Raw genomic sequence first — 13,660 nt, forward strand, 5'->3', positions numbered from 1 at the left:
ACCCTCAAACATAAGGGCATGCTGCCGACACAGGAGGACAGACCCGCATCGTGACCGCATCTGACAAGGCCGTCCAGCTCGTGCGCATCGCCGCGGAGGCCGCGGCCGACAAGCTGGCCGATGACATTCTGGCCTACGACGTGAGCGAACAGCTCGTCATCACCGACGCCTTCCTGCTCTGCTCCGCCACCAACGACCGCCAGGTCCGCGCCATCGTCGACGAGATCGAAGAGCGGCTGCGCACCGAGGCCGACGCCAAGCCCGTACGCCGCGAAGGCGAGCGCGAAGGGCGGTGGGTGCTGCTCGACTACATCGACATCGTCGTGCACGTACAGCACGAAGAGGACCGCACGTACTACGCGCTCGAGCGTCTGTGGAAGGACTGCCCGGCCATCACGCTGCCGGAGAGCGTCATGCAGGCCAACCTCCAGCGGGCGCGCGCGTGACCGACCGACACGACCTGGCGCTTCGCGCCGATTGCGAGCGGTCCGCATGAGCAAAAGGATCGTGTGCCTGCGTCACGGCCAGACCCTGTGGAACGTCGAGCAGCGTTTCCAGGGCCACTCCGACATCCCCCTCGACGAGACCGGCATAGCGCAGGCCGAGCGTGCGGCCTCGCTGCTGGCCGCGCTGCGGCCCACCATGATCGTCTCCTCCGACCTCCAGCGGGCCCACGTCACCGCACAGGCCCTCGGCCGTCTCGTCGGTCTCGACGTGGCGATCGACAAGGACCTCCGCGAACGCGGCGGCGGCGAATGGGAAGGGCTCACCCGCGACGAGATCGCCGCCCGGTGGCCCGAGGAGTACGCCGCCTGGGAGGCCCCGGGCGGAGAGCCTGTCACCGAGGTCGCCGCCAGGGTCGCCAACGCCATGCGGCGCTGGGCGGCCCGCCTGGACGACGACGGGCTCCTCGTCGTCGCCTCCCACGGCGCCGCCCTGCGGCTCGGCATCTGTGAGCTGCTCGGCCTGCCCGAGCAGCTCTGGCCCGCCATCGGCGGGCTGGGCAACTGCTCCTGGTCCGTCCTGCAGGAGGGGCGGCGCGGGTGGCGGCTGCTCGAGCACAACGCCGGCACGCTGCCCGAGCCGGTGCGCAGCGACGACAAGCCGGAAGCGGAGGTCTGACCTCCTGGCCGGGTGCGGTCCCGGCTCGTAGGTCTCCTCCTTCCCGCCGGGTGCCGGCCCGTGCGAACGGGCTGCACCCGGCTTGCCGCATGCCCGCGCCCATCCGATGGGGCCAGGGGTTGCGGTCCGGCCTCCAGCACCACGGCTCTGTAGCCGGCCGAGTCCGCGGGCCGGTGCGTTGGCGGGGCGGCTCCGGTGAGGGTGTGCACGGACGGTCGGGGAGGGCCGGTGCCAGGTTCCGTACGGACGGTCGGGGAGGGCCGGTGCCAGGTCCCGTACGGACGGTCGGCCAGGGCTGGGAGCGGCCGCGCCGGGGTGCGTTCGAGGGGCGGGTGAGGCCCGCCGGGCTTCCGGGGCGGTTGCGATTAGGCGAATCGGGCCGGTTGGCTATATGCTCTCGGAGCGCCGCAACGGGTGGACTCGAAGCGGTGACCAGGGGCTATAGCGCAGTTGGTAGCGCGCCTCCATGGCATGGAGGAGGTCTGGGGTTCGAATCCCCATAGCTCCACGTTCGAAAACCTTGCCCCGCTGATCGCCGGGCAAGGTTTTCTGCTGTACGGAGCCTGTGTCCTCGCTGTACGGCCCCCGCGTCTTCGGCCTCCGGCGGTGCGGGGTCGAATCGCGTTCTGGGATGACATGCGGAAGGCCGGGCGGAGGGCCCGGCCTTCAGGGGGATGAACGGGTCAGTGCTGGACCGCCTGGCGATGCGCGGCGCGGCTCGCGGGGACGGCGGTCAGGCTGAGGACCACCGTGACGACCCCGACGATCCAGGACGTCCAGGACGCCCCCTGGCCCTCGGTGTACGTGATGGCCCACGGGGCGATGAACAGCAGCACACCCCACAGGGCGTTGAGCCATTCCGTCGCCACCACGCCCGGCTTCGCCAGGGACACGAGCGAGGTGAGCGCGATGAGGACACCCAGGACGATCAGCGAAGCGGCGGCACCCGAAGCGCCGTCGACCCAGATCGGGGAGAGTGCCGCGTAGATGCCGGCGACCAGGGTGACCCAGTCCTGCCAGCGTGACCATGCCTTCATGAGAACCTCCGCCAGTGGCGTGTGTACTCGGCTGGCCTGTTCGGTCAGTCGATCGCTGCAACCCGGGAAGGGCGGCAGCGATTTCACGGTGGCATGTGACCTTTCCCACATTGTATGTCCCTGTGAGTGAGGTGTTGCGCGGTCGTGGGCGGAGCGGTCACAGGCGGTTGTAGCGGGTGGCGAGTTCGTACGTCGTCTTCGCCAGCTGCTCGCGCAACTCCGGCGGCGACAGGACCTCGGCGTCGGTGCCCAGGCGCAGGAACTCGCACACCGCGTGCTCGATCGACTCGATCGGCACCGTCACCCGCGTCCAGCCCTCCTCGTCGGGCGGCGAGGCGGTCTCCCGGGCGGCCGCCACCACGCCGGGCGTCATCAGGTCGGCCAGGCGCTCGACGCCGCGCGGCGACAGCCGTACGACCGCCTCGCCCCACCGCAGGCGGGCCTCGAACTCGGCGAGGTACCCCTCCCAGTACGCCTGCAGGTCGAAGTCCGCCGGACGGGTGAAGCCGCCGGGCAGCGTGTGCAGCTCGAGGATCTGCGAGACGCGATATGTGCGTACGTGCTCGCCGGAGCGCGCCACCAGGTACCAGCGTCCGGCCTTGATGACCAGCCCGTACGGCTCCAGCCGCCGCTCCACTTCCTGAGGCTCGCGCCAGCGCCGGTAGCGGACCTGGAGCGGGCGCTCGTTCCAGACGGCGTCGGCCACGGCCGGCAGGTGGGTGACGGGCTCCGGGTCCCGGTACCAGGTGGGCGCGTCGAGGAGGAAGCGTTCCTGGATGCGTCCTGCGCGGTCGCGCAGCTCCACCGGCAGTGCGGCCATCAGCTTGAGCTGCGCCGCCGCCACCACCGCGCCGAGGCCCAGCTCGGCGGCGGGGCCGGGCAGCCCGGCGAGGAACAGCGACTCGGCCTCGTCGGCGGTCAGGCCGGTCAGGCGGGTGCGGTAGCCGTCGAGGAGCTGGTATCCCCCTTTGGGGCCCGCGTCGCCGTAAAGGGGGATGCCGGCCGCGTGGAGGGACTCGACGTCGCGGTAGATGGTGCGTACGGACACCTCCAACCGCTCCGCCAGCTCCTGGGCGGTCATCCGGCCGCGCGTCTGCAACAGCAGCAGGATGGACACCAGGCGGGAGGCACGCATATCACTGACACTACCTGTCAGTGATTGCGTCTTACCGTGCCGCGCATGAACGACTTCGACTTCCTCGCCGGTCGCTGGAACGTCCGCAGCCGGCGCCTCGTCAAGCCCCTGTCGGGAAGCGACGCATGGGAGGAGTTCCCCGGCTTCGCGGTGGTCACCCGGCACTTCGGCGGCGCGGCCAGCGTCGATGAGATCGAGTTCCCGACCAAGGGGTTCAGCGGGATGACCGTGCGGGTGTACGACGCACGGGCCGGGCAATGGTCCATCTACTGGGCGAACAGCGCCATAGGGCGGCTGGACACCTCGGCCATGGTGGGCGAGTTCGACGGGGACCGCGGGGAGTTCCACGGCGAGGAGACCGTGGCGGGGCGGCGGGTGCGGTGCAGGTTCATCTGGACGGTACTGGGCCCCGACGCGGCCAGGTGGGAGCAGGCGTTCTCCGATGACGGAGGGCGTACGTGGGAGACGAACTGGACGATGGACTTCAGCCGGGCGTGACGGCCTGCGTCCCGGAGGGGAGCGGGTGCGTGGTCGCATCGGCGTTGCTGCGTGCCCACAGGACGGCGGCGACGGCCCCGGCGGCGATCAGCAGGACGAGCCCGCCCGCCACGATCACCCACCACCAGGCGGACCTGGGCGGTTTGGCCTCGTAGACGGGCACATCGGGGAGCAGGTCGGGGGTGAACGGGAGCCGCTGCGTATGGGGCGACTCCGCCGAGCCCTGCGGGAGCCGGGCCGGGCGCGGGAAGCGATGCCTGATCGTCCGGTCGGCATCGGGATCGGAGCCGGAATCGAGGTTGATGGTGGGCTCGAAGTCGGGGGTGCGATCGGGAGCGGGGTCGGGGGCGGGCTCGCGCGGGCCGGGCTGCTCTTCCGTCATGATCCCCTCAGACGAGCTGATCCGGTAGGGATTTACGCGGACATTGTCACACTTCTCCCTGCTGCGTCGTCCAGCCTTCATGACATCTGTACTCGTCACAGGAGGAAGCGGGCGGCTCGGGCGCGTGGTGCTGGAGAAGCTGGTCGCAGCGGGGTACGACGTGCGGGCCGCGAGCCGCTCCCGCAGGCCGGGCATCGAAGGCGTGCGGTGGGTGACGGCGGACCTGACGACCGGGGCCGGGGTGGCCGAGGCCGTGTCGGGCGCCGACGTCGTCGTGCACCTGGCCTCGGCGCCGTACAAGGGGCGCTACACCCGGCAGGTGGAGCTCGGCGGCACGGCGGTGCTGCTCGCGGCGGCGCGCGAAGCCGGGGTGCGGCATCTCGTCTACGTCTCGATCGTGGGCGTGGATCGGGTGCCGTGGGGATACTTCCGTACGAAGGCACGCGCGGAGCAGCTCGTCCGGGACGGCGGCGTGCCCTGGAGCATCGTGCGGGCCACCCAGTTCCACGAGTTCGTGGCCGAGGCGTTCAAGAAGATGGCCGGGCTCGGCGTCATGATCGTCGATCCCGGTGTCCCGGCTCGGCCGGTGGACGTGCGCGACCTGGCCGGCCACCTGGTCGGGGTGGTCGCCCGTGGGCCCATCGGTGCGGTCGAGGAGTACGGCGGGCCTCAGACCCTCACCATGGAAGACGCCGCACGGCGGTGGCTGCGGGCGCGCGGGCTGCGGCGGCCGGTGCTGCGGTTGCGCGTGCCCGGCGCGCTCGGCCGTGCCTTCCGCGCCGGGCACCTCGTCACGGAGGCCGCCCCCGCGGGCACGATCACGTGGGACGACTACCTGGCCGGGGGCTCCGTTGAGCATCCTTGCCGGCAGGAGTGAGACGGCCGCCGAGGGTGCTCAGGCGACCGTGGGCGGCTGACCCGGCCTTTCCCGGGCTACTGCTGGGACGGGGGCTGGTAGCCCTGCTGCGGCGGCTGCCAGCCCTGCTGCGGCGGCTGCCCGCCGGGCTGGACCTGCTGCCCGGGCTGCTGCGGTCCCCAGCCGGGCTGTCCGAGGCCGGGCTGCGGCTGAGCGCCCTGCTCGGGCTGCCACGGCGCCTGCCACTCCGGCTGCTGCCCAGGCTGCGGCCAGCCGGGCTGCGCGTGATGGCCGGGCTGGGTGGGCCAGGTCTGCGGCTGCCCGGCGGCCGGTCGCGGGATGCGGCGGGCGACCACGCCGAAGATCAGCAGTGTTATGCCGGCCACCTGCGTCAGGATCGTGAACGTGCTGTTGATCAGCAGGCCGATCTCGTACCCGAACACATCGATCAGTTGACGGAGGAAGAAGCTGATGGCGGTCTGACCGATGAGCCCGATGAACAGCACGACGCACCCGGCGATGCCGAGCGAGGATCCGCGACCGTGGTCCTTCTTGCGCACCGCCATCAGGATGATCCCACCGATCAGGACGATGACCATGAGCAAGACGTTGACGAGAGTGGTGATGAGGCTGAGCATGGCCATCCGGTGAAATCTCCCAAGGGGGACGAAAGGTGACCTGACGACGCTACGCGGGTCGGCGGAGATCGTCCACCGCATGTGTGATCGAGTCGAGATCGTGGCCGCCCTCGTACCGCACGCCGTTGATGAAGAGCGTGGGCGTGCCGCGCACGCCGCTCGCCTGCCCCGACTCCTCGTCCACCGCGATCCTGGCGACGTGGCGCGGCACGTCGGCCCAGGGCTCGACGCCGAGCTGGGCGGCGTAGCGCTCAAGGTCGGCGTCGGTGAGGAAACGCTGGTTGGAGTAGAGGATGTCGTGCATCTCCCAGAACCGGCCCTGGTCGGCGGCGGCCTCGGCGACGATGGCCGCGGGGGCGGCGCGGGGGTGCAGGGTGCGCAGCGGGAAGTGCCGGAAGACCAGGCGCACGTCGGGGTTCTGCCGCAGGATCTCCTCCAGGATGGGCTGGAGGCGGCCGCAGTAGGGGCATTCGAAGTCGGCGTACTCGACGATCGTCACCTTGGCCTGCCGAGGCCCGCGTACGTGGTCGCCGGGCCCCACGGGCACGGCCAGCGTCGTCGGCAGGTCCTGCGACGGCTCGGCGTCGGGCGGGGCGCACACGCCGCCGCGGTCCCACGCCAGCCGGAAGATCACCCAGCCGAGCAGGGCCGACAGCAGTGAGCCCGCCAGGATGCCGATCTTCGCCTGGTCGTGCAGCGCCCGGTCGTCGAAGGCGAGGTCCACGATGAACAGCGCGACCGTGAACCCGATGCCGGACACGGCGGCCCCGCCGAGCACCTGGCCCCAGACGAGGTTGCCGGGCAGGATGCCCCACTTGAGCCGCAGCGGCAGCCAGGTGCCGAGCGCGATGCCGGCGAACTTGCCGACCAGCAGGCCCAGCGCCACGCCGATCGCGATGGGCGAGGTCACGGCGGCGCTCAGGGACTCGCCGTCGAGCCGCACGCCGGCGTTGGCCAGCGCGAAGACGGGCACGATGATGTAGCTGCTCCACGGGTGCAGGCGCAGCTGCAGCCGCTCGTTCACCGAGACGGCCCGCTGGACGCGCCGCGCCGCCTCCCTGGCGGCCGCCGCGCTCGGCGCGACCGTGAACCCCTGCACCGCCTCCCCGGCCAGCAGCAGCTTGTGGTCGGTGGGCGCGTAGACGAAGACGAGCACCCCGAGCGCGATGCCGACGAGCGTCGGGTGCACGCCGCTCGCCAGCGTGGCCAGCCACAGCGCGAACCCCAGCACGATGTACGCGGGCGCCCGCCAGATCTTCAGCCACCGCAGCGTGACGATGGCCGCGAGCAGCAGCGCGGCGACGATGAGGGCGGGCACGGACAGCTCGGAGGTGTAGAAGATCGCGATGATCATGATCGCGAGCACGTCGTCCACGATCGCCAGCGTCAGCAGGAAGGCCCGCAGCGGCTCGGGGCAGCGGGCCCCGACCACGGCCAGCACGCCCAGCACGAACGCGGTGTCGGTGGCGATGGGCACACCCCATCCGCCGGCGCCCGGCCCGCCCGCGTTGAACAGCAGGTAGACCGCGGCGGGGACGAGCATGCCGCCGAACGCCGCCACCGCGGGCACCGCGATCAGCCGCCGGTCTCTGAGCTGCCCGAGCCGCACCTCGTAGGAGACCTCGAGGCCGATGAGGAAGAAGAAGAGCGTCATCAGCCCGTCGTTGACCCAGTGGCGCAGGTCGAGGCTCAGCTGGGCGTCGCCGAACGACAGGCCGACCGGCGTGTGCCAGAACGCCTCGTACGTGTCGCCCCACGGCGAGTTGGCCCACAGCAGGGCCAGCACGGTGGCGGCGAGCAGCACGCTGGTGCTTCCCGCCTCGGTCCGCAGGAACGACCGCAACATCTCCCATCCCCCCTCGCAGCGATCCTAGGGGGCGCGAGGCGATGCCCCTAGAGAGGAGAGGTGCAGTAGGGGGAGGGATGTGCTGATCGCAGGCCAGGACGCGGCGGTCCCAGGCCGAAGGGACGCGAGCGGCGCTAGCCGGTCTCGACGAACAGGTGGAAGGCGGCGTCGCGGGCCAGCAGGAACCCGACGATCCCCAGCCCCCAGCTCAGCATCGACCCGGAGTGCTTGGCCAGCCAGGCGCGCAGCCGTTCGAGCCTCGGCTCGAGCCGGTCTCCCGCCGCCGCGCGCAGCGCCATGAAGGCCAGCGCGGGCAGGATCATCACCAGCACGTACGCCGCCAGCACCGGCAGCCACTGCGAGGCCCGCAGCCCGGCGCTCGTCATCATCCCGACCGCGGCGAGGTACGGCAGCATCGTGGCCACCTCGACCGCCCCGGCCGTCAGCCCGAGCAGCACCATCGTGCGCGGCCCGCCCACCTTGGGAGTGAACGTGCGCTCCGGCAGCCCGCGCTTGGCCCGCCGCTTGGGGTCGAAGCGGAAGCTCAGCGCGAACAGCACGACACCGATCGCGAGCTCCACCGCGTAGGCGGCCCGGGTCTGCAGCGCGCCGCCGAACGCGTCCATGGCGGCCCCGGCACCCAGCATGAGCGCCACCCCCACCAGGAAGTAAAAGCCCGCCAGGGTGGCCAGGTAGGTCAGCAGCCGGCCGCCGCGTCCCCGCTGCGTGGTCAGCAGCAGGAAGACGGGGATGCCCAAGGTGCCGAAGCTCGTGCTGTCGATCAGCGCCAGAGCCGCGAGCGAGAGCAGTAGCGCGACGGTCATGCAGCGATGATGCCGACCGAGATTCCCCGGCCGCCTCCTCCGGCGGGCTGAACTCGGCGTACATCCTTGTGCTCATCCCCGCCGGAGGATGACGGCGTGGATCTCCCGCCGGTAGGCCCGCTCCCACTCCGCGACGGGATCGCCGGATGCCCCCATGAGAGCCCGGATGTCCCCATGAGAGCCCGGATGTCCCCATGAGAGCTACGCCGCCGGACGTAGGCGAGCCGCCTCCCTGGGGACGATTGCCGGGCGGCCGCGCGGTGGCAGCGTGGTGGCATGGATGTGCTCCCTAGGCTGCTCGGCCGGTTGTCGGTGCTGTACGCACTGGTCTTCCTGACCTTCGCGCTGGCGCACGCTGGGGTCACGATCGGCCCCATCAGCGAGCCGGTGATCGTGCCGGCCGTCATCGTCGAGACGCTGTGCGCCGCCGCCCTCGGCATCGGCGCGTACGGCGCGCTGGCCGGACGGGCATGGACCTGGGACGGCCTGCTCTACGGCCACGCGGCCGCGCTGGGCGGGGTGCTGCTCGGCATCGCGGCCACCACTCTGCGCGGGGGCGGCGGGGACGGGGAAGCGCCTAGCGCGTTGCTGCTGACCTATCACGCCACGATGGCGGTCGTGCTCACCGCCGGGCTGGCGGGCGCCTTCTACGTCTCCAGGGTGCGCAGGTAGCCGGCCGCCGTTTCGAGGTCGTCCTCGCCGAACACGCGGATGCCCTCCGACTCCAGCAGCGCCGTCGTGACGCCCTGGCCCGGCGTACGCCGCCCGGAGAAGCCGCCGTCGTAAACGGAGAGCGCGCCGCAGGAGGGGCTGCCCTCCTTGAGCACCGCCATGTGGATGCCGTTGGCGCGCGCGACCGCGAGCGCTCCCCGCGCGCCGGCCACGAACGCGGCGGTCACGTCGGCGCCCTCGCTCGTCAGCACACGGGCCGCGCCCGCGAGGACCGCGGCGCCGCCCAGACCGCCCTCGATCTCGGACGCGGGACGCGGGACCGGCAGCCCGCCCGCCACCTCGGGGCAGAACGGCACCAGCCGCCCCTCCTCCCGCCACCTGGCGAGCAGGGCGGCCGAGCTGGTCTTGGCGCGGCCGTCGTAGCGCACCTTGCGGCCCATCAGGCAGGCGCTGACGAGGATCTTCTCCACGTCTTCGATCCTATGGCCGCGAGTGGGGTGAGGTCGGGCGGAGGTGTGGCGCGCGGGGCGGTGAGGTCGGGTGGGCGTGTGGCGTGAGCGGGGCGGGGCCGGGTGGAGGTGTGGTGCGTGTGGCGTTGGTGGGGGTGAGGTCGGGCGGAGGTTTGCGAGGGGCGTGGGGACGGGGGGACTTGTCGCGTCAGCGGGGGCGCGTGGAGTCCGCCGGCGGGTGGTCGCGCGGGGCCGGGCGTCGGCGGGAGCGGCGCCCCTGGGCGATAGCCTTACCCCCGATGAACACCACCGTCTCCACGATCGTCATCTCGGGCTCGCTGCTGCTCCTGCTGATGAGCCTGGTCAACGCGATCCGCAACCGGCCGATGGGCATGGTGCTGCTGGTCGGCTTCGGGCTGCTGGAGGTGGCGGTGCTGGTGCAGGCCGGGTTCGTGATCGCCGCGGTGGCGGGCGGTGCGGGGCCCGACGATAAGGCCACGCTGTTCGGTTACGTCGGCGGCGAGGTGCTGATCCCGCCCGCGGCGGTGTTCCTCGCGCTGGCCGAGCGCAGCAGGTGGGGCTCGGCGATCCTGGCGGTGGCGGGGTTCGCTATCGCCGTGATGACGGCCAGGCTGCTGCAGATCTGGCAGGGCGCGGCGTGACCGGCTCGATCAGCACCGGCCCCGGGCGCGCGCTGATCGCGGTCTACGGGCTCTTCGCGCTGGCCGCGGGGTCGCGGGCGGGCGTGCAGATCGCCACCAGGTTCTCCGAGGCGCCGCTTGCGTACTCGCTGTCGGCGTTCGCCGCGGCGGTCTACATCCTGCTCACCGTCGCGCTGTGGCGCGGCGCGCGGCGGCTCGCGCTCGTCTCGCTCGGCATCGAGCTGGCCGGGGTGCTCGCCATCGGCACGCTCAGCCTGGTCGATCAGGCGGCGTTTCCCGACGAGACCGTGTGGTCGGCGTACGGCAAGGGTTACCTGTTCATCCCCCTCGTGCTGCCTCTGGTGGGCCTGTTCTGGCTGCGGCGCCGGCGTTAACGCCGTTACTGCCGTTGATGCCGGGGCAGGGGCTGAGCCCATGAGCACGATCGAGCATTCAGAAGACGTCAAGGTCCCCGTACGCGTCGCGTACGACCAGTGGACGCGGTTCGAGAGCTTCCCCGAGTTCATGGAGGGTGTGGAGTCGGTCAAGCAGCTCAGCGGCACCCGCACCCGGTGGGTGGCCGACATCGCCGGTGTGCGGCGCGAGTTCGAGGCCGAGATCACCGAGCAGCACCCCGGCGAGCGCGTCGCCTGGCGCAGCGTCGATCGCCCCCACCATGCCGGTGTGGTGACCTTCCACCGCATCGACGACCGCACGACCAGGGCCACCCTCCAGATGGAGTACGACCCGGAGGGCTTCGTCGAGACGGCGGGCGACTGGCTGCAGCTCGTCCGCATGCGCGTGGTCGGCGACCTCAAGCGGTTCAAGACGTTCATCGAGTCGCGCGGCGGGGGAGAGACCGGCGCGTGGCGCGGCGACGTGCCGGGGCCGCACCAGGAGGGCTCCACGTACGGCGGCAGCGGGCGGCCCGTGCCGCCCGGCACGGTCGGCGGGGAGGGCAGGCCGCCCGGCGGCACGCTGCCTCCTCCCGGCCCGATCCCCCCGAACGAGCCGCCCGCAGGACCGCCCCGGCCGGTGCTCTGACGGCCACGACCATCCCGCCCGGTGCGTCGACGGCAACGGCCACGACCACCCCGCCGGTGCACTGATGAGACCCGCCGGTGCACTCATGAGAACGGCCACGACCACCCCCGCCCGGTGCGCTGACGAGGACGGTCCGGGCCGCCTCGGCCGGTGTTTTTCACGGAGACGGCGGCCATCTCACGGCCGGCCAGAAGCGGCGTACATCACATTCAGCACCCCGTGAGGACAGGAAAAGCAGGAACCAAAGGCAGATAACATGCTTTGACCGGATTGATGCAGGTCAGGGCCTATACCGTGCGCCCCGAGAGCGCGCGGAGTGAGCGAGCAGGAGCCCCCGGAACCACTCCGGGGGTTCTGCATTGCCCGGAATAAACGGGGATTTTGTACCTGTTAGGGTGATCATTCGTCCCATGATTTGATGAGTGGAGGATTGTCCACAGCCATGAGCGTGCTCGCGCAAGAGTCCCGTGGCGGTAGCGGTAACAGCACCCGCCTCGCCTGGCTCCTCGTTCTGGGAATCGTGTTGGCCGCACTCAACCTGCGCACCGGGGTCACCAGTGTCGGTCCGCTGCTTGATCAGCTCGCCGCCGGGCTCGGCATGTCCAGCGCCGGTACCGGCCTGTTGACGACCCTGCCCGTGCTGGCCTTCGCCGGCGTAGGCGCCGCGACCCCGTCGCTCGCCAGGCGGATAGGGGAGCATCGGCTGCTGCTGCTCGCCCTTGTCACCCTGGGTGCGGGACTTCTGGTCAGGTCGCTGGTGGACTCCGCCCCGGTGTTCCTGGTGAGCAGTGCCGTCGCGCTGTCGGGTGGCGCGGTGGGCAACGTGCTGATCCCGACGCTGGTCAAGCGGCACTTCCCGGCGCGTACCGGGATCATGACCACCGTGTACACCACGGCGCTCGCGGTCGGCACCATGCTGGCCGCCGCCGCGACCGTGCCGATCGAGCGCGCGGCGGGTGACTGGCACGTCGCGCTCGGCGTGTGGGCCGCCCTGGCGCTCATCGCCGCCATCCCGTGGCTCGCGCTGCTGCGCAACGAGCCGGCGCGGGACGTCAACGTCAAGCACGCGGGCATGCGCCGCCTGACGCGCAGCAAGCTGGCCTGGACGGTCGCGCTCTACTTCGGCAGCCAGTCGATGATCGCCTACATCATGTTCGGCTGGCTCGCGGCCATGCTGACCGACTACGGCTTCAGCACCGCCGAGGCGGGACTGATCCTCGGCTTCTTCACCGCGCTGAACATCCCCGTCTCGATCGCCGTGCCCATGGTCGCCTCGCGCTTCAGCGACCAGCGGCCGCCCATCGTCGGGCTCATCGCCTTCTACGTGATCGGCTTCCTCGGCCTGTGGTTCGCGCCCTCGGCGGCCTGGGTGTGGGTGGTGTTCGTGGCCATCGGCATGGGCTCCTTCCCGCTGGCGCTGATGCTGCTGGCGCTGCGCACCCGTACGCCGGAGAACACCGCCGCCCTGTCGGCCTTCGGCCAGAGCGCCGGCTACCTCATCGCCGGTGCCGGCCCGCTGCTGGTCGGCGTGCTGCGGGACGCGACCGGCGGCTGGACGGTGCCGTTCGTGCTGATGTTCGCCGTGCTCGCCGTCCAGCTCCTCACCGGCCTGTACGCGGGCCGCAACCGCTACCTGGAGGACGAGCGCTCCGCTGCCACAATGGCCGGGTGAAATCCACGCTCGTCACCTTTCCCAGCGGCCTGACCAGCGGCCGCTCGCAGATCGTCGGGACCGTGCCGGTGGAAGGGGGTCGGCACGGTCTCGTCGTTTCCGAGACCCCCTTCCATCCGCTCGACCACACCTGGCCCGACCAGCCCGCCGACCGGGGCACGATCGGCGGGCTGCCGGTCGTCGACTGCGTGACGGGGGCGTGCTCGGAGGACGGGCGGATCCTGCTCGGCTCCGGCATTCCCGTACGGCGTGGCGCCGAGGGCTGGGAGTGGCTGGTGGTCCACGTCACCGATGCGCCGCTGCCCGTGGGCGCGGAGGTGGATCTCGACGTGGACCGCGAGCACCGTAGGGCGCTGTCGGCCGGGCACACCGCCTGCCACCTCGCCGCGCTCGCGCTCAACGCCGCGCTGGCCGGCCGGTGGCGCAAGGAGGCGCGGCCGGACTCGCTCGGCCACCCCGACTTCGACCAGGCCGCCATCACCTCGTCCCGCATCGAGCCGTACGGCAGCGTGGACGTCTACCGCCTCGGCAAGTCACTGCGCAAGAAGGGGTTCTCCGCCGAGGGCCTCGACCCGTCGGCGATCGAGGATGATGTGAACGCGCGGCTGGCCGGATGGGTCGCCGCGGACGCCCCCGTACGCGTGGAGGTGCCGGGGCCCGAGCTGACCGCCCGCCGCACCTGGCACTGCTCGCTGCCCGAAGGCGAGGCGTCGATCCCGTGCGGCGGCACCCACGTCACCCGTACGTCCGAGCTCGGCTCCGTCACGATCGCGCTCACGCTGGAGGACGCGGCGCTCACCATGAAGACGACCGTCAGCATGTATTGACAGACGGCCGCGTGTCA

General features: G+C 71.6%; 17 protein-coding genes and 1 tRNA gene. 11 read left to right on the forward strand and 7 right to left on the reverse strand.

The features are described 5' to 3' along the window. The first annotated feature begins 50 nt into the window (after window positions 1–50). From rsfS to ACGFIM_RS25280, 3 genes are all read left to right on the forward strand, one after another. The gene (gene rsfS, locus ACGFIM_RS25270) at window positions 51–446 is read left to right on the forward strand and encodes a ribosome silencing factor (RefSeq protein WP_393204237.1); all 396 of its coding nucleotides are present in this window, start codon (window positions 51–53) and stop codon (window positions 444–446) included. 46 nt (window positions 447–492) lie between these two features. Then, window positions 493–1,122: a histidine phosphatase family protein gene (locus ACGFIM_RS25275; RefSeq protein WP_393204239.1), complete on the forward strand. Its 630-nt coding sequence runs from the start codon at window positions 493–495 to the stop codon at window positions 1,120–1,122. Between the two features lie 435 nt (window positions 1,123–1,557). After that, window positions 1,558–1,630, forward strand: a tRNA-Ala gene (locus tag ACGFIM_RS25280). A gap of 175 nt (window positions 1,631–1,805) precedes the next feature. Here the strand turns inward: ACGFIM_RS25280 and ACGFIM_RS25285 are convergent. Both ACGFIM_RS25285 and ACGFIM_RS25290 read right to left on the reverse strand, forming a co-directional pair. Beyond that, window positions 1,806–2,159 (reverse strand): SPW repeat protein, encoded by a 354-nt coding sequence (locus ACGFIM_RS25285; RefSeq protein WP_393204241.1) that lies wholly within the window; start codon window positions 2,157–2,159, stop codon window positions 1,806–1,808. A gap of 157 nt (window positions 2,160–2,316) precedes the next feature. After that, window positions 2,317–3,294, reverse strand: coding sequence for a helix-turn-helix transcriptional regulator (locus ACGFIM_RS25290; protein WP_393204243.1), 978 nt, complete (start codon window positions 3,292–3,294; stop codon window positions 2,317–2,319). 45 nt (window positions 3,295–3,339) lie between these two features. Between ACGFIM_RS25290 and ACGFIM_RS25295 the strand changes: the two genes are divergently transcribed. Next, a complete protein-coding gene (locus ACGFIM_RS25295) occupies window positions 3,340–3,792 on the forward strand; it encodes a hypothetical protein (protein WP_393204245.1) in 453 nt (150 codons plus the stop codon). Here the strand turns inward: ACGFIM_RS25295 and ACGFIM_RS25300 are convergent. Next, a complete protein-coding gene (locus tag ACGFIM_RS25300) occupies window positions 3,779–4,174 on the reverse strand; it encodes a hypothetical protein (protein WP_393204247.1) in 396 nt (131 codons plus the stop codon). The genes ACGFIM_RS25295 and ACGFIM_RS25300 overlap by 14 nt on opposite strands. Before the next feature lie 79 nt (window positions 4,175–4,253). Between ACGFIM_RS25300 and ACGFIM_RS25305 the strand changes: the two genes are divergently transcribed. Beyond that, complete coding sequence (locus ACGFIM_RS25305; protein ID WP_393204249.1) at window positions 4,254–5,051, forward strand: SDR family oxidoreductase; 798 nt, start codon at window positions 4,254–4,256, stop codon at window positions 5,049–5,051. Window positions 5,052–5,107: 56 nt separating this feature from the next. Here ACGFIM_RS25305 and ACGFIM_RS25310 read toward each other — a convergent pair whose 3' ends face one another. From ACGFIM_RS25310 to ACGFIM_RS25320, 3 genes are all read right to left on the reverse strand, one after another. Then, window positions 5,108–5,674, reverse strand: coding sequence for a hypothetical protein (locus ACGFIM_RS25310; RefSeq protein ID WP_393204251.1), 567 nt, complete (start codon window positions 5,672–5,674; stop codon window positions 5,108–5,110). A gap of 43 nt (window positions 5,675–5,717) precedes the next feature. Beyond that, window positions 5,718–7,514, reverse strand: coding sequence for a Na+/H+ antiporter NhaA (gene nhaA, locus ACGFIM_RS25315; protein WP_393204253.1), 1,797 nt, complete (start codon window positions 7,512–7,514; stop codon window positions 5,718–5,720). 134 nt (window positions 7,515–7,648) lie between these two features. Further along, the gene (locus ACGFIM_RS25320; protein WP_393204255.1) at window positions 7,649–8,338 is read right to left on the reverse strand and encodes a GAP family protein; all 690 of its coding nucleotides are present in this window, start codon (window positions 8,336–8,338) and stop codon (window positions 7,649–7,651) included. Window positions 8,339–8,614: 276 nt separating this feature from the next. Here ACGFIM_RS25320 and ACGFIM_RS25325 point away from each other — a divergent pair, with 276 nt between their 5' ends. Then, on the forward strand, window positions 8,615–9,010 hold the full coding sequence (locus ACGFIM_RS25325) for a hypothetical protein (RefSeq protein WP_393204257.1): 396 nt from the start codon (window positions 8,615–8,617) through the stop codon (window positions 9,008–9,010). On the opposite strand, the gene ACGFIM_RS25330 is transcribed toward ACGFIM_RS25325, so the two are convergent. Further along, window positions 8,986–9,480, reverse strand: coding sequence for a DUF523 domain-containing protein (locus ACGFIM_RS25330; protein WP_393204259.1), 495 nt, complete (start codon window positions 9,478–9,480; stop codon window positions 8,986–8,988). The genes ACGFIM_RS25325 and ACGFIM_RS25330 overlap by 25 nt on opposite strands. 278 nt (window positions 9,481–9,758) lie before the next feature. On the opposite strand from ACGFIM_RS25330, the gene ACGFIM_RS25335 reads away from it, so the two are divergent. The 5 genes from ACGFIM_RS25335 (at window position 9,759) to ACGFIM_RS25355 (ending at window position 13,643) form a co-directional block, all read left to right on the forward strand. Next, on the forward strand, window positions 9,759–10,121 hold the full coding sequence (locus ACGFIM_RS25335; RefSeq protein ID WP_393204261.1) for a hypothetical protein: 363 nt from the start codon (window positions 9,759–9,761) through the stop codon (window positions 10,119–10,121). Beyond that, entirely contained in the window at window positions 10,118–10,495 is a 378-nt protein-coding gene (locus ACGFIM_RS25340; RefSeq protein ID WP_393204263.1) for a hypothetical protein, read from the forward strand. Before ACGFIM_RS25335 ends, ACGFIM_RS25340 begins: the two co-directional genes overlap by 4 nt. Window positions 10,496–10,535: 40 nt before the next feature. Continuing rightward, window positions 10,536–11,144 carry an SRPBCC family protein gene (locus ACGFIM_RS25345; RefSeq protein WP_393204265.1) on the forward strand — a complete coding sequence of 203 codons (609 nt, stop codon included), beginning with the start codon at window positions 10,536–10,538 and terminating at the stop codon, window positions 11,142–11,144. Window positions 11,145–11,664: 520 nt separating this feature from the next. Further along, window positions 11,665–12,816, forward strand: a complete 1,152-nt coding sequence (locus ACGFIM_RS25350; protein ID WP_393204267.1) for a CynX/NimT family MFS transporter — start codon at window positions 11,665–11,667, stop codon at window positions 12,814–12,816. Beyond that, window positions 12,813–13,643 carry a metal-dependent hydrolase gene (locus tag ACGFIM_RS25355; RefSeq protein ID WP_393204269.1) on the forward strand — a complete coding sequence of 277 codons (831 nt, stop codon included), beginning with the start codon at window positions 12,813–12,815 and terminating at the stop codon, window positions 13,641–13,643. The genes ACGFIM_RS25350 and ACGFIM_RS25355 overlap by 4 nt, the downstream gene beginning before the upstream one ends. The last annotated feature ends 17 nt before the right edge of the window (window positions 13,644–13,660 follow it).

Origin of the sequence: Nonomuraea sp. NPDC049309 (assembly GCF_043196965.1) — a bacterium.
Lineage (GTDB): Bacteria > Actinomycetota > Actinomycetes > Streptosporangiales > Streptosporangiaceae > Nonomuraea > Nonomuraea fastidiosa.

Bases quoted from the DNA above. Each gene is read 5' to 3' on its own strand.
- ACGFIM_RS25275 (WP_393204239.1), top strand. From the start codon at position 493: ATGAGCAAAAGGATCGTGTGCCTGCGTCACGGCCAGACCCTGTGGAAC.
- ACGFIM_RS25285 (WP_393204241.1), bottom strand. From the start codon at position 2,159: ATGAAGGCATGGTCACGCTGGCAGGACTGGGTCACCCTGGTCGCCGGC.
- ACGFIM_RS25290 (WP_393204243.1), bottom strand. From the start codon at position 3,294: ATGCGTGCCTCCCGCCTGGTGTCCATCCTGCTGCTGTTGCAGACGCGC.
- ACGFIM_RS25295 (WP_393204245.1), top strand. From the start codon at position 3,340: ATGAACGACTTCGACTTCCTCGCCGGTCGCTGGAACGTCCGCAGCCGG.
- ACGFIM_RS25300 (WP_393204247.1), bottom strand. From the start codon at position 4,174: ATGACGGAAGAGCAGCCCGGCCCGCGCGAGCCCGCCCCCGACCCCGCT.
- ACGFIM_RS25305 (WP_393204249.1), top strand. From the start codon at position 4,254: ATGACATCTGTACTCGTCACAGGAGGAAGCGGGCGGCTCGGGCGCGTG.
- ACGFIM_RS25310 (WP_393204251.1), bottom strand. From the start codon at position 5,674: ATGGCCATGCTCAGCCTCATCACCACTCTCGTCAACGTCTTGCTCATG.
- nhaA (WP_393204253.1), bottom strand. From the start codon at position 7,514: ATGTTGCGGTCGTTCCTGCGGACCGAGGCGGGAAGCACCAGCGTGCTG.
- ACGFIM_RS25320 (WP_393204255.1), bottom strand. From the start codon at position 8,338: ATGACCGTCGCGCTACTGCTCTCGCTCGCGGCTCTGGCGCTGATCGAC.
- ACGFIM_RS25325 (WP_393204257.1), top strand. From the start codon at position 8,615: ATGGATGTGCTCCCTAGGCTGCTCGGCCGGTTGTCGGTGCTGTACGCA.
- ACGFIM_RS25335 (WP_393204261.1), top strand. From the start codon at position 9,759: ATGAACACCACCGTCTCCACGATCGTCATCTCGGGCTCGCTGCTGCTC.
- ACGFIM_RS25345 (WP_393204265.1), top strand. From the start codon at position 10,536: ATGAGCACGATCGAGCATTCAGAAGACGTCAAGGTCCCCGTACGCGTC.